Origin of the sequence: Paraburkholderia sp. BL6665CI2N2 (genome assembly GCF_004366535.1) — a bacterium.
Taxonomy (GTDB): domain Bacteria; phylum Pseudomonadota; class Gammaproteobacteria; order Burkholderiales; family Burkholderiaceae; genus Paraburkholderia.
The window spans coordinates 6,025,873-6,045,934 of sequence record NZ_SORC01000001.1 but is presented as its reverse complement, the minus strand read 5'-3'; the positions used below and the strand labels follow the sequence as shown (position 1 = coordinate 6,045,934).

The following is a 20,062-nucleotide window of genomic DNA, read 5'->3' as shown; positions in this document are numbered from 1 at the left end:
ATCGCATTAACAACGCGTGAGCCACATACGCAGTTCGCCTGCGAACTGCGCGCGCCGATACTGCGCGAGATGTTGCCCGATCATGATCGTCTGCCCGCGCGAGACCAGTTTGATCTGGTCACGCGGTGTTGCGCCCGCCTCGATCCGCACCCAGCGCGGATTGAACTCGAACTGCGTGAGTTGCTCGGCGCTGACCTGCTCGATGACGAGCCGGTTCTGAAACAACCGGATGCGCTCGTAATCCACAGCATGACGCGCATATATGGCAAACGCGATGCCCACCGCCAGCAATTCGATACCGGTGAACGGCAACACCAGCCAGGCGCCGACCAGAACCAGCATGAAAGCAATTGCCAACGAGAACAACGCTAGCGACACGTAGAAATACACGAACTGCCGCGGCGATATCGAACAGTTGCGTTTCATCGTCCAGTCTTTCAGAACCGGTTCTGAATCCGCCAGCAGATCTGATGCTTCCATCGCTGCCTCCCGCCGATTGTCTCCAATCGCCGCCAGCGCCAATCTTCGCAGCCATTATTCCGGCCGTTCGATCACCGCCGCGCTATCTTATCTTGCTGCCCTGTGCCTCGGGCCTGCCGCCCCAAATGTGGGAACTCCGGGCGACAAACTGACGCATTATAGGCGCGATCCATAGCATCCACAAGCAAGCCCCCATTGGCCCACAAGCCATGCGCGACAAGCCTCCGCGCCGTTTTGACGCACCTTTTGCGCGTCTTTTGAAGCGGTAATTTCAGACATAACAGATGTCGTCTTTACCGCCCCGGCAATTCTTCAACGATTCCTCGACGAACCTCGTCCAATGTCCTCGATTCGCACGATGCCGTGACCCTCGGCCGTGGTACGCGGCACGGCTTTCCATGCGTGCCCGTAGATCACTTCGAAGGTCAGCGCGATCGTGCCGTCGGCGCGCCGGCGGGCTTCGAGGGCCGCGAGCAAAGCCTTGTGCAGCCGGCGCGCCGCGGCGCTCGACGACGCTTCGCGCTCGAACGGATAGGCGCCCCAGCGGCGCACGTCGGCGAGCAGCGACTGCGGCGACTTATAGGTAATGGTGAGGACTTCCTGGTCCATGACGGGGATCTCGAAGCCGCTTTCGACCAACATGTCGCCGAGATCGTGCATGTCGACGAAGTCGATCACATGTTTGCGCGAGGCGACGCCATGCACGGCCTCGACTTCGGCATACGCGCCGCGCAATTCCTTGAGCGAGTCCGGACCGAGCGTGCTGAACATCAGCAGGCCGTTGACTTTCAGCACGCGCTGCCACTCGGGAAACACGAGATCGGGCCGCGAGTGCCAGTGGAGCGCCAGATTGGACCAGATGAATTCGAAGGCGCCGGCCGCGAACGGCAGCGCCGAAAAGTCGGCTTGCGCGAAGCGCGGACCACGGGCGCCAAGCGCCTTGCCGAGCGATGCCGGCAAAAAGCGCCGCCAACTCGTGTCGCCGGAATCGTGCTGGAGCGCGCGCATGAGCATGCCGTGCGAGAGGTCGGAGCCGAACACCGGCGCTTCGGGAAAGCGCTCGCGCAGAGCGGGAATGTCTTCGCCCGCGCCGCAGCCGGCGTCAAGCACGCTCGCCGGCATGACCTTGATGAAGTCGAGGCGCTCGCGCATACGTTGCGCGATCTCGCGCGGCAGGAACGCGACCTCGTTGAAAGTCGCTGCGCGACGGTCGAAGATCCGCCGGAGGCGCCGGGAATCGTAGGCCGGACGGCCAGTTTGAGCGGAAGTTGGGGACATGGGTGTCGTGCTGGCGTGGAGCACGAAGTATACTCGCTCGCTTCTTTCCATTCAGCGTGAAGGGCCTTCGCGGGCGGTTCCACCGTGTCATTCCGACCCATCTCATCATTTTCCGGCGGCAGATTCACGCGTTTCGCGAACGGCTTTCGTTCGGCCTGGCCACGCGTGATGCACGCGGCGTTGCCGAACCTCTGCGCGTTATGCGGCAATTTGTCGCATACGACGCTGTGCCCCGGTTGCGACGACGCCTACTGGAACGAAAGCCGCTTGCGCTGCACCGTCTGCGCGGTGCCGTTATCCCGTTCGCCATGGGCGGCGCACGCGCAATATCGCTGCGCGGATTGCATCGGCGAGGCGCCACCGTTCGACGCGACCTTCGCCCTCGCCGACTATCGGGCGCCGCTGGATACGCTCGCGGTCGGCCTGAAATTCCGCGCGCGGCTGATGCTGGCGGGCGAGTTCGCACAACGGCTCGCGCGTCTTGCGCAGGATTCCTGGCAGGACCGCGCCGAATGGCCGGACGTGATCGCGCCCGTGCCGCTGGCCAAAAAACGTCTCACTGAACGCGGCTATAACCAGGCTTGGCAGATCGCCAGGCCTCTGGCCCGCGCGCTGAAGTTACGCAGCGACGCCACCTTGCTGGATCGCGTGATTCACACCGCACCGCAGTCGAGGCTCGATCTCGACGCCCGCCGCCTGAATGTAGGCCGCGCCTTCAAGGTCGCTGGATCTGTCCAAGGCCTGCACGTCGGCATCGTCGACGATGTGATGACGACCGGCGCCACACTCGAAGCGCTGGCGCGCACGCTGAAGGCAGCCGGCGCTCGGCGGGTCACCAACTTCGTCGCGCTGCGCACACCGAAAAACTAGCCTCCACCTGAGCTCACCATGTTCAATGTCGTTCTCGTAGAACCGGAAATTCCGCCGAACACCGGCAACGTGATCCGCCTGTGCGCCAACACCGGCGCTCGGCTGCATCTGATCGAGCCGCTCGGCTTTCCGCTCGACGACGCCAAGTTGCGCCGCGCCGGCCTCGACTATCACGAGTACGCGCAAATGAACGTGCATGCGGATTGGGCGGCGTTCATCGCCAGGGAAGCGCCGGACCCGGCGCGCATGTTCGCCTTCACCACGCGCGGCTCGGGCCGCTTTCACGAGCACGCCTTCCAGTCCGGCGACTGGTTCGTGTTCGGCGCCGAAACGCGCGGCCTGCCCGACTCGGTGCTCGACCAGTTCGCCAATGAGCAACGCGTGCGCCTGCCCATGCGGCCAGGCAACCGCAGCCTGAATCTGTCGAATACCGTTGCGATTGTTGTGTTCGAAGCGTGGCGTCAGACCGGCTTCGAAGGCGGCGCCTGACGGCGTTTCAATTCGGCTTCGTAGCGCGCGAACATGGCGTCGTCGAAACAGGCGAACACCACCTGTTCGATTTGCGGCGTGCGCGGCAACGTGTCGAGCACGGTGCCGAGCGCGATCCGCACCGCCTGATCTGCGGGGAAATGGTAGATGCCGCAACTGATCGCGGGAAACGCAATGCTCTTGCACTGCGCCTCGCGCGCCACCTCGAGCGAGCGCTGATAGCAGGACGCCAGCAGGTCGGCCTCGCCATGCGTCCCGCCCCGCCAGACCGGGCCGACTGCGTGAATCACATGTCTGGCCGGAAGGCGGTAGCCGGCGGTCAGCTTCGCGTCGCCGGTCGCGCAGCCGCCGAGCGCCTCGCACTCGCGCAGCAACTCTTTGCCGGCCGCGCGATGAATCGCGCCATCCACGCCGCCTCCGCCCAATAACGACGTATTCGCGGCGTTGACGATCGCATCCACGGCGAGCGTGGTGATGTCGGCCACGCGTGCTTCCAGCGTGCAACGATTGAATCTGAGCATGGGAACCTCGCTGATCCGAAGCGTCGATAAAACGTGGACAGCGAGAGCCGGCAGCCGTTCAGCGCTTTGGCGCGCTAAACGGCTGAAAGACAACGCTTATTCGGCTTTGGAGTCGCGCCGGAGCAGGGCGCTGACGGCGTCGCGCGGCGCCACGCCGTCGAACAGCACGGCGCAGACCGCCTGCGTGATCGGCATCTCGATGCTGTGCGCGCGGGCAATCGCGAGGACCGCTTGCGCGCAACGCACGCCTTCGGCCACGTGACCGAGGGCGCCGAGAATATCCTCGAGCGTGCGGCCCGCGGCGAGTTGCACGCCAACGGTGCGATTGCGCGACAGATCGCCGGTTGCGGTCAGGATCAGATCGCCCAAGCCGGTCAAACCGGTGAACGTTTCCGCGCGTCCGCCCAGTGTCACGCCGAGGCGCGACATTTCGGCGAGACCGCGCGTGATCAGCGCCGCGCGCGCATTCAGACCGAGGCCGAGGCCGTCGGCGATGCCCGTTGCAATGGCCAGCACGTTTTTCACCGCGCCGCCCACTTCCACACCGACGACGTCGTCGCCGGTATAGATGCGCATGGCGCCGTGATGAAACGCGGCGACCGTGCGCTCGCGGCACGCCGCCGACGCGCTTGCGATGGTCAGCGCGACCGGCAAGCCCTGCCCTACTTCGCGCGCGAAACTCGGACCCGAGAGCACACCGTTGCTCTGGTGTTCCGGCAGTTCGGCCGCGACCACCTGATGCGGCATCAGCTGCGAATCGGCTTCAAAGCCCTTGCACAACCACACGAGATGGGCCGGCACTTTGCCCGCGTCGCGCATCGCCTGAAACAGACCGCGCAGTCCGGCCACGGGCGTCGCCACGACGCATAACGCGTCGTCGGCGACCGCATGGTCGAGCGCTGCGTTCAGATCGGCTTCATAGCGAAGCGAAGGCGGCAAAGCAACGCCCGCCAGATAGCGGGCGTTTTCGTGCGAAGCGGAGAGCTCGGCAATGAGCGCGGGCTCGCGCCCCCACAACACCGTGTCGTGCCTGACGGCCAGATGGCCGGCGAGGGCTGTGCCCCATGCGCCGGCGCCGAGGACAGCAACCTTCATAGCCGGCACTGCCTGCGACACGTTAGTGCGTGACGCCGTTCTGCGCCGCGCCGTCCTGGCCACCCATCTGCGCGAGGCGTTGCTCGTACAGCGCCTGGAAATTGATCTCGGCGAGGTGGATCGGCGGGAAACCGGCGCGGGTGATCGCGTCGGCGATGTTCGAGCGCAGGTACGGGAACAGGATGGTCGGGCAGGCAATGCCGACCAGCGGATCGATCTGCTCGGCCGGAATGTTGCGGATGTCGAAAATGCCGGCTTGCTTGGCTTCGATCAGGAACGCCACCTTGTCCGCAACCTTGGCCGTGACCGTGCCCGTGACGAGGATTTCGAACACGGTGTCGGCGAGGCGCTCAGCCTTCACGTCGACTTCGACTTCGACCGAGGGCATTTCCTGTTCGAGGAAGATGCCCGGCGAATTCGGCTGCTCGAGCGACATGTCCTTCAGATAGATACGCTGGATGTTGAAGAACGGCTGGTTATTCTCGTCGGACATGATGAAGTGATTCCCTGATAGATATGCATAGTGGCGGCCCATGCAGGCATGGGCCGCCAGATCATTGCGGCGCGCCGCCCGCCCTGATGACGCGAGGCCGCGCCGGCTTGGTGTTCACCCGCCCTTCTCAAGCGCCCGCGGGCGCGCGAAGTCAGGCGGTTGCTTCGAGCAGCGGCATCAGACCGCCCGCGCGATCGAGCGCGGAGAGGTCATCGTACCCGCCCACATGCGTCTCGCCGATGAACACTTGCGGCACCGTGCGGCGACCGGTCCGGGTCATCATTTCCTCACGACGGGCCGGGTCTTTGTCGATCAGTACCTTTTCAACGTGCTCGACGCCGCGCGACTTTAAAAGACGTTCGGCCATCTGGCAATACGGGCACACCTGGGTGCTGTACATGATCACTTTGTTCACTTGGCTGCTCCTTGTTTCACAACCGGCATACCGGCTTTCTGCCAGGCGTCGACACCGCCTTCGAGAACATGGACTTCCGCGTAACCTGCATCCTGCACGATACGCGCTGCCTTGTTCGACTGCTGGCCGGTCTGGCATACCAGCAGCACCGGGTTGCTCTTGTTCTTCACGAGTTGCGCGACCTTCGCCTGCAACTCTGCAAATTCAAGGTGCCGCGCCGCGGGCAAATGCCCTTTGGCGTAGTCGGCGGACGGACGCAGATCGATGACCGCCGCATTGCGCCGGTTGATCAGTTGCGTGGCTTCAGCGGCCGACAGGCCGCCGCGCCCGCGCCGGCTGATCGTCGGCCACAGCAGCAACCCACCGGAGATGAGGACGATCGCGATCAGTACAAGGTTTGTGTAATCAGTGAAAAACTTCACGGAAAATCCGCCGAAAAAGAAGAGAAATCGAAAAGGCAATCCAGCCATTATAAAATAACCGTCTGACGCGATGGCGGCGCTCCTTCAGAGGACCGCGCGCAGCGCTTTCCCGCTTCCTCACTACCGACCGGCAATCTCATGTACAAACTCGTTCTCATCCGCCACGGCGAATCGACGTGGAACAAGGAAAACCGCTTCACGGGCTGGGTCGACGTCGACCTGACCGAACAGGGCAACAATGAGGCGCAACAGGCGGGCGTGCTGCTGAAGGACTCGGGCTACACGTTCGACATCGCCTACACGTCGGTGCTCAAGCGCGCGATCCGCACCTTGTGGCACGTGCAGGACAAAATGGATCTGATGTACCTGCCGGTGGTGCATTCGTGGCGTCTGAATGAACGCCACTACGGCGCGCTGTCAGGTCTGAACAAGGCGGAAACGGCCGCGAAGTTCGGCGACGAACAGGTGCTGGTCTGGCGCCGCAGCTACGACACGCCGCCGCCGGCGCTCGAGCCGACGGACGAACGCGCGCCCTATAACGATCCGCGCTACGCCAAAGTGCCGCGCGAGCAACTGCCGCTCACCGAATGCCTGAAAGACACCGTCGCGCGCGTTCTGCCCCTGTGGAACGAGTCGATTGCGCCGGCCATCAAGTCGGGCCGCAAGGTCGTGATCGCCGCCCACGGCAACTCGATCCGCGCGCTGGTGAAGTACCTCGACAACATTTCGGACGACGACATCGTCGGCCTGAATATTCCGAACGGCGTGCCGCTCGTCTATGAACTCGACGAAGACCTGAAGCCCATCAAGCACTACTATCTGGGCGACCAGGAAGCGATCGCCAAGGCACAGGCCGCTGTTGCCAAGCAAGGCAAGGCGGGCTGATCTGCCATCTTGCCGTCAGAAACGCGGTGAATGGCGGCTCACGGGTCGCGCCGACGGGCAAGACGAGCCGGTCAGCGCGGCTCGCTTGATTCGAGCGCGCCGTCCTGGCCGCCATCCATCCGTTACGGCACATTACTTCATCGTTGTGCGCGCAATCCAACGAACCAGGCCCGGCGCGTGCTGTCGAATCACGATTGCCTGCGCCGCGCCCTGACTTGGCGGGTGTGCAGTTATACTTGTCCGTCCCCATCTCTATCGACGCTGCCACGCGCTTCCGACCGCAACAGACTCTATGCGAAAGAACCTGAAAAATATCGGCCTGATTGCCGCGGGCCTTGCTACCGGCGTATTTGCCACCCTGCAGCTCTCGGCTTCGGCCCAGCAACCCGCCGGCGCAGCGTCGAACGCCGTTGCTCCGCTGCCACTGGACCAGCTCAGGCTCTTTGCCGAAGTATTCGGGCAAATCAAGCACGAATACGTCGAACCGGTCGACGATAAAAAGCTTCTGACCGCCGCCATCAAGGGCATGGTGTCGAGCCTCGACCCACACTCGTCCTACCTCGACAAGACCGATTACGAAGAGTTGCAGGAGCAGACCAAAGGTCGCTTCGCCGGCCTCGGCATTGAAATTTCGTCGGAAGACGGCCTGATCAAGGTGATTTCGCCGATCGAAGACACGCCCGCGTTCCGCGCCGGCATTCGTCCGGGCGACCTGATCACGCGTATCAACGACAAACCCGTGCGCGGCATGACGCTCGACCAGGCGGTCAAGCAGATGCGCGGCGACCCGGGCACCAAGGTTACGCTCACCATCTTCCGCAAGACCGACGACCGCACGTTCCCGCTCACGGTCACGCGCGCGATCATCAAGGTCCAGTCGGTCAAGATGAAGATCCTTGCGCCAGGCTACGCCTACGTGCGGATCACGAGCTTCCAGGAACGCACCGTGCCTGACCTGGCTGCGAAGCTGCAAGACATCGCGCGTCAGCAGCCGAATCTGAAGGGCCTCGTGCTCGACCTGCGCAATAACGGCGGCGGTCTGCTGCAAAGCGCGGTCGGCGTGGCCGGCGCGTTCCTGCCGCCGAATTCGGTTGTGGTGTCCACCAACGGCCAGATTCCGGATTCGAAGCAGGTCTATCGCGACACCTACGACAACTACCGCCTGCAATCCTTCGACAGCGATCCGCTGAAGGACGAAGCGCCGATCTTCAAGACCGTGCCGATGATCGTGCTGACCAACGCGTACTCCGCGTCGGCGTCGGAAATCGTGGCGGGCGCGCTGCAGGATCAGCATCGTGCGCTGATCGTCGGCAAGACGACCTTCGGCAAGGGTTCGGTGCAGACCGTGCGTCCCATGACGGCTGACACCGCACTTCGTCTGACCACGGCGTACTACTACACGCCGAGCGGCCGGTCGATCCAGAACAAGGGCATCCGTCCTGACGTCGCGGTCGATCAATACGCGGAAGGCGATCCGGACGACGCACTCGTCACCCGCGAAGTCGACTACACGAACCACCTTGCGAACACGCAAGATCCGAACGAGAAGAAGGAAGCGGAACAGCGCGAACAGGAGCGCATGGACCAGTTGCGCCAGCTTGAAGAGCAGAACGACAAGAAGACGCCGGAACAGCGTCAGAAGGATCGTGAGCGCAAGCCCGTGGAATTCGGTTCGGCCGACGACTTCATGCTGCAACAGGCTCTGAACAAGCTGGAAGGCAAGCCGGTGCAGGAATCGAAGTCGCTGACCGAGCGCCGTCTCGCGCAGAACAAGCCGGCCGCGTCGGCGTCCGCGCCGGTCGCGGTGAAGCCGACGCAACCGGTGCCGGGTGCAGCGGCCCCCGCGCCTGCTTCGCAAAGCAACTAAGCAGCCAGTCTGACGTGTCTTCGCAGCGAAAAGTGCTGCGAAGACACGCTGCCATACCCAGCATCAGCAAGAACACCCGCTCCCGGCGCGATTAAAATATCCACAACGCGCACGGCAGGCCCGTCGGTCCTGCATCTCATCGCGCGACACATTCACGCGCCCCGCCATGAACGACGATCAACTCCTTCGCTATTCCCGCCACATCCTCGTCGATGAAATCGGCATCGAGGCGCAACAGCGCTTTATCGATGCGCACGCGATCATCGTCGGCGCGGGCGGCCTGGGCTCGCCTGCGGCAATGTATCTGGCTGCGGCGGGCGTCGGGCGCTTGACTTTGGTCGATGCCGACACGGTCGACCTGACCAATCTGCAGCGGCAAATCCTGCATGTGACCGCATCGGTTGGACGCAAGAAGGTCGAGTCCGGACGTGACGCGATCGCGCGGATCAATCCCGAGGTCGTGGTGGACGCGGTGGCCGAGCGCGTCGACGACGCGTGGCTCGACGCCCAGGTGCCGCATGCCACCGTCGTGCTCGACTGCACCGATAACTTCGCCACGCGCCATGCGATCAACCGCGCCTGCGTGAAGCACGGCGTGCCGCTCGTGTCAGGCGCGGCGTTGCGCTTCGACGGCCAGATCAGCACCTTCGATTTCCGCGACGAAGCGTCGCCCTGCTACGCTTGCGTGTTTCCCGAAGACCAACCGTTCGAGGAAGTAGCGTGTTCGACCATGGGCGTGTTCGCGCCGACGGTCGGCATTGTCGGTTCGATGCAGGCGGCCGAAGCGCTCAAGGTGATCGGCGCAATCGGCACGCCCTTGCTCGGCCGCCTGATGATGCTCGATTCACTGCGGATGGAGTGGACCACAATGCGCATCGCGCGCCAGCCGGATTGCCCGGTGTGCGGACAGACGCACCTCGCCTGACGCTAGCTAGCCTCCTCAACCGCACGCTGAAACAGAAACGCCGCCCAATGGGCGGCGTCTTCACCGGATGACGAAGCGACCGAGGCGAATCAAGCCAGCATCACGCGCTTGAGCGCAGCCTGCACTTCTTCCGGTTCGAACGAAGCCAGCACATCGGCCACCGGCTTTTCCAGCGTCTTCAGATGCGAGCGCAGCACTTCCTGCTTGACCACCAGCAACTGGCTCGGATGCATCGAAAACTCGGTGAGGCCCATGCCGAGCAACAGGCGCGTCAACGTCGGATCCCCCGCCATCTCACCGCACACCGAGACCGGCACGCCCGCCCGCTTTGCTTCGCGCAGCGTGAACGCGATCAGATGCAGCACCGCCGGATGCAGCGGGTCATACAGATGCGCGACCGAGTTGTCCGCGCGATCGATTGCGAGCGTGTACTGGATCAGATCGTTGGTGCCGATCGACAGAAAATCGAGCCGCTTGAGGAACAGCGGCAAAGCGATGGCGGCGGCCGGAATCTCGATCATCGCGCCGACCTGCACGTTCGGATCGTAGGCCATACCCGCGTCGTCGAGCTGACGCTTGGCTTCGCGAATCAGATCGAGCGTCTGGTCGATTTCCTGGGCGTGCGCGAGCATCGGAATCAGAATCTTCACCGAGCCGAACGCCGACGCGCGCAAAATAGCGCGCAACTGGGTGAGGAACATCTGCGGCTCGGAAAGACTCCAGCGGATCGCTCTCAGCCCCAAGGCCGGGTTCGCGGCGGTTTCGTAAGCATCGCCTCCGCTCATCGAATCGAGCGGCTTGTCGGCGCCCACGTCGATCGTGCGGATCGTGACCGGCAGCCCGTTCATCAACTCGACCGCACGACGATACGCGCCGAACTGCTCCTCCTCTTCCGGCAAGCGGTCCTTGTGATTCATGAACAGAAACTCGGTGCGGAACAGGCCGACGCCGGTCGCGCCCGCATCGACCGCGGCGCGCGCGTCGTCCGGCAACTCGATGTTCGCGCACAGTTCGATGCGGGTGCCGCACAGCGTTTGTGTGGGCGAAAACTTCAGCCGCTGCAGCTTGCGCTGCTCGAGCGCCTTCTCGCTCTGCCGATACGAGTACTCTTCCAGCACGATCGGCGCGGGATCGACGATCACAATGCCATGATCGCCGTCGACGATAATCAGGTCGTCCTGGCGAATCAGCGCGCTTGCGTGCTGCACGCCGACCGCCGCCGGAATGCCCAAGCTGCGCGCGACGATCGCCGTGTGCGACGTGCGGCCGCCGAGGTCCGTGACGAAACCCTGAAACGTCTGGGTCTTGAACTGCATCATGTCGGCCGGTGCGATGTCGTGCGCGACCACGATCATTTCGTCGCATGCACCGTGCACGCCGTCGCCCAGCGCCACCGACGCGCCGGCGAGCGCCTTCAGCACGCGCTCCACCACCTGTTCGATATCGGCTTTGCGCTCGCGCAGGTACTCGTCTTCGATATCGTCGAAATGGCGCGAGAGGCGCTCGAGCTGCTCGGTCAGCGCCCACTCCACGTTGTAGCGGCGCGTGCGGATCAGGTCGAAGGTTTCCTGCACGAGCATCGCATCGTTCAGGATCATTGAATGCACGTTGATGAACGCGCCCATTTCGCTAGGTGCGTCCGCGGCAAGATCGGCACGCAGCGTTTCGAGCTCGTAATGCACGTGTTGCTGGGCCGTGCGAAAGCGCTCGATCTCGCTCTCGATCTGGGCGGGTTCGATCAGATAGTGGTCTACGTCAAGTGCAGCCGGGGCGATCAGATAAGCCCGCCCGATGGCGATACCGCGTGACACGGGAATTCCATGCAGCGTGAAGGACACGCGCACCTCCTCTAGTTGTGTGATGCCGCGGCAAACCGCTGCAATGCTCTCAGACACTGTCCGTCATTATAAATTCCACGCCCTCCGTAGATGCGACGGGGGTGTGTGCAGTGCAGCACGAAAAACCGTAAGCAGCCGTAGCAATGCGCCTTCATCGGCCTCGCGCCTCGCGCATCGCTCGATGCAAGTCTCGCAAGCGCATGTCGACGCGCGCGCCCTCACCCGCGTCTCGTCTGCCCATTGTCATGCGCTAAAAAAAACGCCGCGGACAACCGCGGCGTTCTTGCTCATCGCAACGTGGACGCGCCGGTTCACTGCCCCTCGCCGAATTTATCGGCAATCAGTTTCAACAATGCGTCCATCGCTTCTTTTTCGTCGGAGCCTTCCGTTTCGATCAGCACCGTGCTGCCGATGCCCGCAGCCAGCATCATCACGCCCATGATGCTCTTGGCATTGATACGGCGGCCATTGCGGCTCATCCAGATTTCCGCCTGATAGTTGCCCGCGAGTTGGGTCAACTTGGCCGACGCGCGCGCGTGCAGCCCCAGCTTGTTCACAATAGTCGTTTCCTGTTGCAGCATGTGATGGTCCGAAGCGCGGGTAAGTGTTGTTGTGAAAGGTGAAACTGCGAAGCGATTGCAATGCGCCTGGCGCCCAAGGCGAGCCGGCGCAATAACTTATAAGCCGGCCGAATCGGCTTTCTGTGTCAGGTCGGCCTCGGGGGGCAACGCAGGGATACAGTCAGCCGATGCCGCCTCCGGCGGCAGAGCCGGCAAACAGTCGCCGGATTCCGCCGTGGGTGCAATGGGCGCCGGGGTGGCCGGTCCGATCGCATGCACGCCCTTGGTGGCGCCGGCGAGTGCCTTGTCGACCAGCGTGTCGAGCGGCGTGGCGCGATAACAGACCGCACGCACCAGCATCGGCAAATTGACGCCGCACAGCACGCGCACGTCCGGCAACGAAGCGAGCCGTCCGGCGATATTCGCCGGCGTGGCGCCGAACATATCCGTGAGGACGAGCGCGCCGTTTTCTTCCTTGAGACGCTCGATCTCCGAGTTCGCAAACGCAACCTGCTGTACGGGATCGCAATCCGGCGATACGTCGATCACGCCGATACGAGCCGGCAAGCCACCATAGATGTGCGAAATGCAATCGCGCAACGCGGTGGCGAACGGAGCGTGCGCAATGATCAGAATGCCTGCCATGTCAGCCTTACTGCAAAAGAACGGCCCGAACCGTGAACCGGGACGAAGCCCGGTTCGTCAGCGCCCTCTGCCGGCCGTGGGCCATGAGGGCCGGAACGCATCAATTGACGAGCGGCTTGCCGCGCATGGCGTCGTGCCTGCGCCGGCGAAACACTGCTCGCTTACAGTCCGCTGCCCGTGACACCCGCCGGGTCCCACCGATTCACCTTGGCGCGGAAGAGCGGGCATTGTATCAGGCTCATTTTCGCGCCAATTCCGGCGTGCTGCGTGAGGCGGACTTACTACACAGTTTGGGGGGCATGGCGGGCATTCAAGTGCCGGCAGCAGGCCGCGCCATCACCCCGCCGCCCGCTCCAATGCGTCGATGAACATGGCGGCCACATCGAAGCCGGTTTGATCCATGATCTCGCGGAAACACGTCGGGCTCGTCACGTTCACTTCGGTCAGCCAGTCGCCGATCGCATCCAGCCCGACCAGCAGCAAACCGCGCGCGGCAAGCACGGGCGCCAGCGTATCGGCGATCTTGCGGTCGTGGTCGGTCAACGGACGCGCCACGCCCAGGCCACCGGCCGCGAGATTGCCGCGCACTTCATTACCCTGAGGAATACGCGCGAGCGAATATGGGACGGCTTCACCGCCGATCAGCAAAATACGCTTGTCGCCCTCTTTGATCTCGGGGATGAATTTCTGCGCCATCACCGAACGCGCGCCGCCGTGGCTCAGCATTTCGATGATCGAACCGAGGTTCATGCCGTCGGCCTTCACGCGGAACACGCCCATGCCGCCCATGCCGTCGAGCGGCTTCAGGATCACGTCGCCATGCTCCTCATGGAACGCGCGCAAGCGGGTCGCGTCGCGCGTAACCAGCGTGGGCGCGACGAACTGGGTGAACTCGCCGATCGCGAGCTTTTCCGAATGATCGCGAATCGCCTGCGGTTTGTTGAAGATGCGCGCGCCGCCGCGTTCGGCCATTTCGAGCAGCCACGTCGACGTGACGTATTCCATATCGAACGGCGGGTCTTTGCGCATCACCACGGCGCTGAAGCTCTTGAGCGAGCGCGGCGCGGCTGCTTCGGCGTCGTACCAGACCTCGCGATGCAGATCGGTGACGTCGCCGACAATCGCAAAGCGCTGCACGTTCGCCTCGACGTCGCCGCCCGTCCACGCCAGATGCTTCGGCTCGCACGTGTACACCACGTGACCGCGGCGCGCGGCTTCGGCCATCATCGCGTAGGTCGAGTCTTTGTAGATCTTGAATTGCGTGAGCGGATCGGCGATGAAAAGAATGTCCATGAAGGTCCCGGTGCGCCCTGACGGGCTTGGCATTGATCGTAAATATAGTCGTTGAAAATGGCGATGGCGGCACGCATGCCGCCATCGGCCACCCGAGGTGGCTTAGACCTGAATCGCTTCCGGATCGGTCTTTTCCAGTTCCACCGATGCGGCCAGCAGCCCGAGCCGCGCCACCACGCCGTACATATAGAAGCGGTTGGGCGGCGCCGCGCCCGGTTTGGCGTGCGCGTCGGGCAGCGCCGTATGCTCGAAGCCGAGCGGCACGAAGTGCATGCCGGGCGCGTTCAGGTTCTGGTCGCGCTCGCGGCTGCCATGCACGCGGTAGAAGCCGCCCACCACGTAGCGGTCGATCATGTACACCACCGGCTCGGCCACTTCTTCGCCGATGCGCTCGAACGTATACACGCCTTCCTGCACGATCACGTCATGCACTTCCAGGCCGTCCTTGGTCGCGGCCATCTTGGCGCGTTCGCGCTTGGTGAGCGCGGCGACTTCCGACGCGTCGTGCACGGTCATCACGCCCATACCGTACGTGCCCGCGTCCGACTTGATGACGACATACGGTTTTTCGGAGATGCCGTACTCGCGATACTTCTTGGCGATCTTCTTCAGCACGCCGTCGATCGCGTCCGTCAGCGCTTCCTCGCCGGTGCGTTCCTGGAAGTCGACGCCTTCAACGTGCGCGAAGTACGGGTTGATCATCCACGGGTCGATCTCGACCATCTTCGCGAATTTCTTCGCGACGTCGTCGTAACAGGAAAAATGCGTGGATTTGCGGCGCACGGCCCAGCCGGCATGCAGCGGCGGCAGCAAATACTGCTCGTGCAGATTTTCGAGCACGGGCGGGATGCCGCCCGACAGGTCGTTATTCAGCAGAATCGAGCACGGGTCGAAATTCTTCAGGCCGAGGCGTCGCTGCGAGCGCTCGAGCGGTTCGAGCACCAGTTTCTGGCCGTCGGAGAGCGCGATCGTGACCGGCCCGTTGATGGTTTCGTCGAGCGTGCCGAAACGCACGTTCAGGCCGGCCTGGCGCATGATCGCGGCCAGACGGGCGACATTCTCGAGATAAAACGCGTTGCGCGTGTGGCGCTCGGGAATCACCAGCAGATTCTTTGCGTCCGGACAGATCTTTTCGATCGACGCCATCGCGGCCTGAACGGCCAGCGGCAACACTTCCTGCGGCAGATTGTTGAATGCGCCAGGAAACAGATTGGTGTCGACCGGCGCGAGCTTGAAGCCCGCGTTGCGCAGATCGACGGAACAGTAGAACGGCGGCGTGTGCTCCTGCCATTCGAGCCGGAACCAGCGTTCGATGGCGGGAGTAGCGTCGAGGATCTTCCGCTCAAGATCGAGCAGCGGGCCGTTTAACGCCGTAACTAGGTGCGGAACCATTGATCACTCGCAGACTGGAGAAAAAAGATTGTAGAGCAAATGCTTTGTCCATTTGGGGACGGTTTCTCCATTCGCAAGCGGACGCGAATGCATTCTCGCTATTGCCATCATAGGCGGGGAAAACTACCGTTTACAAGATAGCGCGCAAGAAAAAAGCCCGCCATGAAGGCGGGCCAAAATCGCTGCGCTTATCCGTCATCCCCACGAGCCCGGGAGCGCGGGCTCGCGGTGTGTTGCTTATTCGACGTGTTCGCCGTGCAGCGTCACGTCCAGACCTTCGCGTTCCTGTTCTTCCGTCACACGCAGGCCCATCACCATGTCGATGATCTTCAGCAGGATGTAGCTCACCACGCCGCTGTAGATCAGCGTCGTCAGCACGCCCTTGGCTTGCAGGATCACGCTGCCATCCGCGCCGCCGATGTCCTTCACCGCGAACACGCCGGTCAGCAGCGCACCCACGATACCGCCGATGCAGTGCACGCCGAACGCGTCGAGCGAGTCGTCGTAACCGAGCTTGTGTTTGAGCCACGTAGCCGACCAGAAGCAGATCACGCCCGCTGCGATACCGATCACCAGCGAACCCGCCATGCCGACGAAGCCCGAAGCCGGCGTAATCGCCACCAGACCCGCCACGGCGCCCGACACGATACCGAGTACCGACGGCTTACCCTTGGTCGCCCATTCAGCGAACATCCAGGCGAGTGCTGCCGCTGCGGTCGCCACTTGCGTTGCGAACATCGCGAAACCGGCACGGCCGTCTGCTGCCACCGCCGAACCCGCATTGAAGCCGAACCAGCCTACCCACAGCATGGCCCCACCGATCAGCGTGAGCGTCAGGTTGTGCGGCGCCATCGCTTCCTTGCCGTAACCGACACGCTTGCCGAGCACCAGCGCGCAGACCAGCGCCGCGATACCGGCGTTGATGTGCACCACCGTGCCGCCCGCGAAGTCGAGGATGCCCGCGCTAGCCAGCCAGCCGGTCGGTTCCCAGACCATGTGCGCGATCGGCGAGTAGACGATGATCGACCACAGCGTCATGAACACCAGCATCGCCGAGAACTTCATACGGTCGGCAAACGCACCCGTGATCAGCGCCGGGGTAATGATCGCGAACGTCATCTGATAGACGACGTAGACCGTTTCCGGGATCGTCGGCGCGAGGTGGCTGACGGTCAGCGTCGTGGCCTTGTCGCCCTTGATGTAGTTCATGCCCGACATGAAGAAGCGCGAGAAGCCGCCAATGAACGATCCACCCGGCGTGAAGGCCAGGCTGTAGCCCACCACGACCCAGATGATCGACACGAGGCAGGTGATCGCGAAGCTTTGCATCAGGATCGCGAGCACGCTCTTCTTGCGGACCATGCCGCCGTAGAACAGCGCCAGACCCGGGATCGTCATGAACAGCACGAGCGCGGTGGAGGTCAGCATCCAGGCGGTGTCGCCCGAATTGATCTTCGACGAATCGACCGAGAACGGCGCGGTCGGGGCAGCCGGCGCAGCGTCCGATGCTGCGGGTGCGGCGGCGGCCGCGCTGGCAGCCGGTGCGGCGGACGCGTCAGCGGCCGGTGCCGAAGCCGCGGCGGCAGCCGGTGCGGCCGAAGCGTCCGGTGCCGGCGCGCTCGCCGTCGTATCGGGAGCAGCGGCCGAAGCGGCTGCGGGGGCGGAAGCGTCGTCCGCGAGGGCGGCGCCGATACCGCCCGCGAGCAGCGAACCGGCCATCAGCAAGGACATCATTAATTTGCGCATCTTTCGTTTCCTCTTGTCGCTATCTGTGTCGCTATCTTTTGGTATTACAGAGCGTCCGCGCCGGTCTCCCCGGTGCGGATCCGAATCACCTGTTCGATCGGCGTGACGAAAATCTTGCCGTCGCCGATCTTGCCCGTGCGAGCCGCACGCTCGAGCGCCTCGATCGCCTGGTCGACGATGTCGTCCGAGACAGCGGCCTCGATCTTCACCTTCGGCAGGAAATCGACGACGTATTCGGCGCCGCGATACAGCTCCGTGTGACCTTTCTGGCGACCGAAACCTTTGACTTCCGTCACCGTGATGCCCGAGACGCCGATGGCCGACAAGGCTTCGCGCGCCTCATCGAGCTTGAACGGCTTGATGATTGCGGTAATGAGTTTCATGACATCCCTCGCTTAGTTGCGTAACCCGTTTGCGTAACCCGTTTGCTAACTCTCGTTGCGTATCCCTAAAACCGTTCGCGTGGTCTCGTTCCGCTGCCGGTAAAAAGGCGCCGGCAGTGCGCGCGGGGCAGTAACAGCAACTCGCATGCCATGTTGTGTCAGACTCCGCCCCGTGGACGTCGCAAAAGGGGCGCAAGCCGCCCTGGCCGGACGGCCAACGTTGACGGGGGCACGCTGGCGCAGCGTATGGATCGTTGCTAGAGTGTTCGCAGGTCTGGAACGCAAGGGTGCGCACCAAAGGGGCTCATACCGCCACGTCACGCAATGGGGCATGCACCAACACCGCTCATTTGCCGCTACAAAGCACAGGCGTAACGAAACATGCACATTTTTTGTGCGCCAAGGGGAACACCATGAAACAACCGAACGATGTTTTTAACGACTTTCAGGCCCGCATGAGCGAGCTCTTCAAGAACTCGCCGGCCAAAGACGTCGAGCGGAACGTCAAGGCCATGCTGTCGCAGGGCTTTTCGAAGCTCGACCTGGTGACGCGCGAGGAATTCGACACGCAGACCCAGGTGCTGGTGCGCACGCGCGCTCGCCTTGAAGAACTGGAGCGCCGCGTCGCCGAACTCGAACAGAAGCTGCCGGTCACGCAAACGCCGTAACGCTTTGCTCGCGGCGTGATCGTCGCGCAGTGCTGCACATCACAGGCAAGCGAGCCGTGACGTCATCAGCGTTTTAGGGGACTTGCGCGCGCCTTCGGCGCGCCGTCCGACGGGAGAAAACATGTCGCTTGCCGTGGTGCGCAGTCGCGCGCCGGCCTCTGGCCGCGCGCCCGAAGTAACCGTCGAGGTTCATCTCGCGAACGGATTACCCTCTTTTTCTATCGTCGGCCTGCCTGATCTGGAAGTGCGCGAAAGCCGCGAGCGCGTGCGCGCGGCGCTGCAGAACTGCAACTTCGACTTCCCCGTCCGACGCATCACCGTCAATCTAGCGCCGGCCGATCTGCCGAAGGAATCCGGCCGCTTCGATCTGCCCATCGCTTTGGGCATTCTCGCGGCGAGCGGCCAGATTCCTGCCGAGTCCTTGCTGCATCGTGAATTCGCGGGTGAACTGTCGCTGACTGGTGCGCTCAGACCGATGCGCGGCGCTTTCGCCATGGCGTGCGGAACGGCGCGCGGCGGCGCGGCTCAAGGCGGCGGCGCTCTGGCGCAATCCGCCGGGACGGCGAGCGAGCTTGCTGTCGGCGAGGCAACCGCGCCCTCCACGCCTCAGCTCTATCTACCCGCTGCGAGCGCGGCGGAAGCGGCGCTTGTACCCGGCGTCGATGTCTACGGCGCCGCCGATCTGCCTTCGTTGTGCGCTCACCTCGCGCAGGCGCCGGACGGCCGCCTCTATCCCGTCGCCGCGCCGGACCTCGCCGAAAGCCCAGCGGCCGTTATCCCGGATATGGGCGACGTCATCGGTCAACGCGGCGCGCGCCGGGCACTCGAAGTTGCCGCTGCCGGCGGGCATCACGTCTTGCTGGTCGGGCCGCCCGGCGCGGGCAAATCCATGCTCGCCGCCCGCCTGCCGGGCCTGCTGCCACCAATGACCGACGACGAGGCGCTCGCTTCCGCGGCCTTGCTATCCGCCAGCCGGGCCGGCTTTACGCCGTCGCAATGGCGTCGACGGCCGTTTCGCGCTCCGCATCATTCGTCGAGCGCCGCCGCGCTGGTCGGCGGGCGCAATCCGCCGCAGCCCGGGGAAATTACGCTGGCGCATCTGGGGGTGCTCTTTCTCGACGAGCTTCCTGAGTTCGATCGCCATGTCCTGGAAACGCTGCGGGAACCGCTCGAAGCCGGCCGCATCACGATTTCACGCGCCGCCTTACAGGCGGATTTTCCGGCTGCGTGTCAATTGATCGCCGCCATGAACCCTTGCCCGTGCGGCTGGCGCGGCGATCCGAACGGCCGTTGCCGTTGCACGCCGGAGATCGCTGCGCGCTATTTGCGCAAGCTTTCGGGCCCCTTGCTCGACCGGATCGACATCCAGCTCGAGATACCCGCTCTCACGCCAGCGGAACTGTCGGCCCGCTCGACGGCGGCCGGCGAAACAAGCGCCGCCATCGCGGCGCGCGTCAGCCGCGCCCGCGAGCGGCAACTAAGCCGTCAGGGCAAAACCAATCGTGAATTGGGAGGACGGGAAGTGGACGAGGTCTGCCGTCCCGACTCTGCCGGCGAGGCCTTGCTGCGCGAAGCCGGGGAACGCTTTGGCTGGTCGGCGCGCGCGTACTACCGGGTTCTGAAGGTGGCACGCAGCATCGCCGATCTCGCCGGCGCGCCGATGCCGAGCGCCGCGCAGATTGGCGAAGCGATCCAGTATCGCCGCGCTTTTGGCTCTCTATGAGGCGAAAAACATGCTGTCAAGACTTGACTTATGCACACGCACGCGTTCCAGATAGATTTTGAAACAACTGAAAG

The 20,062-nt window shown here is 63.5% G+C and carries 21 protein-coding genes; 7 read left to right on the top strand and 14 right to left on the bottom strand.

Features of this window, described 5'->3' with window-relative positions; all coding sequences use genetic code 11:
- Positions 1-6: 6 nt before the first annotated feature.
- Complete coding sequence (locus tag B0G81_RS27200) at positions 7-480, bottom strand: DUF2244 domain-containing protein (RefSeq protein WP_116143081.1); 474 nt, start codon at positions 478-480, stop codon at positions 7-9.
- Between the two features lie 312 nt (positions 481-792).
- Entirely contained in the window at positions 793-1,758 is a 966-nt protein-coding gene (locus B0G81_RS27195; RefSeq protein WP_134139439.1) for a methyltransferase domain-containing protein, read from the bottom strand.
- Between the two features lie 84 nt (positions 1,759-1,842).
- On the opposite strand from B0G81_RS27195, the gene B0G81_RS27190 reads away from it, so the two are divergent.
- Together B0G81_RS27190 and trmL are read left to right on the top strand one after the other, a co-directional pair.
- Entirely contained in the window at positions 1,843-2,628 is a 786-nt protein-coding gene (locus B0G81_RS27190; RefSeq protein WP_243856593.1) for a ComF family protein, read from the top strand.
- A gap of 18 nt (positions 2,629-2,646) precedes the next feature.
- Positions 2,647-3,117: a tRNA (uridine(34)/cytosine(34)/5-carboxymethylaminomethyluridine(34)-2'-O)-methyltransferase TrmL gene (trmL, locus tag B0G81_RS27185; protein ID WP_106282199.1), complete on the top strand. Its 471-nt coding sequence runs from the start codon at positions 2,647-2,649 to the stop codon at positions 3,115-3,117.
- Here the strand turns inward: trmL and B0G81_RS27180 are convergent.
- From B0G81_RS27180 to B0G81_RS27160, 5 genes are all read right to left on the bottom strand, one after another.
- On the bottom strand, positions 3,090-3,638 hold the full coding sequence (locus B0G81_RS27180; RefSeq protein WP_106282201.1) for an O-acetyl-ADP-ribose deacetylase: 549 nt from the start codon (positions 3,636-3,638) through the stop codon (positions 3,090-3,092). The two genes, trmL and B0G81_RS27180, sit on opposite strands and share 28 nt — an antisense overlap.
- Positions 3,639-3,734: 96 nt before the next feature.
- On the bottom strand, positions 3,735-4,733 hold the full coding sequence (locus tag B0G81_RS27175; RefSeq protein ID WP_134139435.1) for an NAD(P)H-dependent glycerol-3-phosphate dehydrogenase: 999 nt from the start codon (positions 4,731-4,733) through the stop codon (positions 3,735-3,737).
- Positions 4,734-4,755: 22 nt separating this feature from the next.
- A complete protein-coding gene (gene secB / locus B0G81_RS27170) occupies positions 4,756-5,226 on the bottom strand; it encodes a protein-export chaperone SecB (protein WP_106282308.1) in 471 nt (156 codons plus the stop codon).
- Positions 5,227-5,377: 151 nt separating this feature from the next.
- Positions 5,378-5,641, bottom strand: coding sequence for a glutaredoxin 3 (gene grxC / locus B0G81_RS27165; protein WP_007179466.1), 264 nt, complete (start codon positions 5,639-5,641; stop codon positions 5,378-5,380).
- A complete protein-coding gene (locus B0G81_RS27160) occupies positions 5,638-6,063 on the bottom strand; it encodes a rhodanese-like domain-containing protein (RefSeq protein ID WP_012431601.1) in 426 nt (141 codons plus the stop codon). The genes grxC and B0G81_RS27160 overlap by 4 nt, the downstream gene beginning before the upstream one ends.
- Positions 6,064-6,201: 138 nt before the next feature.
- On the opposite strand from B0G81_RS27160, the gene gpmA reads away from it, so the two are divergent.
- The 3 genes from gpmA (at position 6,202) to moeB (ending at position 9,740) form a co-directional block, all read left to right on the top strand.
- The gene (gpmA, locus tag B0G81_RS27155; RefSeq protein WP_106282205.1) at positions 6,202-6,948 is read left to right on the top strand and encodes a 2,3-diphosphoglycerate-dependent phosphoglycerate mutase; all 747 of its coding nucleotides are present in this window, start codon (positions 6,202-6,204) and stop codon (positions 6,946-6,948) included.
- Positions 6,949-7,240: 292 nt separating this feature from the next.
- Positions 7,241-8,815 carry a S41 family peptidase gene (locus B0G81_RS27150; protein ID WP_106282207.1) on the top strand — a complete coding sequence of 525 codons (1,575 nt, stop codon included), beginning with the start codon at positions 7,241-7,243 and terminating at the stop codon, positions 8,813-8,815.
- A 166-nt stretch (positions 8,816-8,981) separates the two neighbouring features.
- Positions 8,982-9,740 (top strand): molybdopterin-synthase adenylyltransferase MoeB, encoded by a 759-nt coding sequence (gene moeB, locus B0G81_RS27145; protein ID WP_134139433.1) that lies wholly within the window; start codon positions 8,982-8,984, stop codon positions 9,738-9,740.
- 89 nt (positions 9,741-9,829) lie between these two features.
- Here the strand turns inward: moeB and ptsP are convergent, their stop codons facing one another.
- The 7 genes from ptsP to B0G81_RS27110 form a co-directional block, all read right to left on the bottom strand.
- Complete coding sequence (ptsP, locus tag B0G81_RS27140; protein ID WP_106282210.1) at positions 9,830-11,578, bottom strand: phosphoenolpyruvate--protein phosphotransferase; 1,749 nt, start codon at positions 11,576-11,578, stop codon at positions 9,830-9,832.
- A 311-nt stretch (positions 11,579-11,889) separates the two neighbouring features.
- Positions 11,890-12,159, bottom strand: a complete 270-nt coding sequence (locus B0G81_RS27135; protein WP_012431596.1) for an HPr family phosphocarrier protein — start codon at positions 12,157-12,159, stop codon at positions 11,890-11,892.
- Positions 12,160-12,255: 96 nt separating this feature from the next.
- On the bottom strand, positions 12,256-12,783 hold the full coding sequence (locus B0G81_RS27130; RefSeq protein WP_116118877.1) for a PTS mannose transporter subunit IIA: 528 nt from the start codon (positions 12,781-12,783) through the stop codon (positions 12,256-12,258).
- Between the two features lie 336 nt (positions 12,784-13,119).
- Positions 13,120-14,076 (bottom strand): glutathione synthase, encoded by a 957-nt coding sequence (gene gshB / locus B0G81_RS27125; protein WP_134139430.1) that lies wholly within the window; start codon positions 14,074-14,076, stop codon positions 13,120-13,122.
- A gap of 102 nt (positions 14,077-14,178) precedes the next feature.
- Positions 14,179-15,468, bottom strand: coding sequence for a glutamate--cysteine ligase (gene gshA, locus B0G81_RS27120; RefSeq protein WP_012431593.1), 1,290 nt, complete (start codon positions 15,466-15,468; stop codon positions 14,179-14,181).
- Between the two features lie 237 nt (positions 15,469-15,705).
- The gene (locus B0G81_RS27115; protein ID WP_106282216.1) at positions 15,706-17,214 is read right to left on the bottom strand and encodes an ammonium transporter; all 1,509 of its coding nucleotides are present in this window, start codon (positions 17,212-17,214) and stop codon (positions 15,706-15,708) included.
- 44 nt (positions 17,215-17,258) lie between these two features.
- Entirely contained in the window at positions 17,259-17,597 is a 339-nt protein-coding gene (locus B0G81_RS27110; RefSeq protein WP_006048089.1) for a P-II family nitrogen regulator, read from the bottom strand.
- 413 nt (positions 17,598-18,010) lie between these two features.
- Between B0G81_RS27110 and B0G81_RS27105 the strand changes: the two genes are divergently transcribed.
- Both B0G81_RS27105 and B0G81_RS27100 read left to right on the top strand, forming a co-directional pair.
- Positions 18,011-18,265, top strand: a complete 255-nt coding sequence (locus tag B0G81_RS27105; protein WP_012431591.1) for an accessory factor UbiK family protein — start codon at positions 18,011-18,013, stop codon at positions 18,263-18,265.
- A gap of 121 nt (positions 18,266-18,386) precedes the next feature.
- Entirely contained in the window at positions 18,387-19,988 is a 1,602-nt protein-coding gene (locus B0G81_RS27100) for a YifB family Mg chelatase-like AAA ATPase (RefSeq protein WP_134139426.1), read from the top strand.
- Positions 19,989-20,062 lie beyond the last annotated feature (74 nt).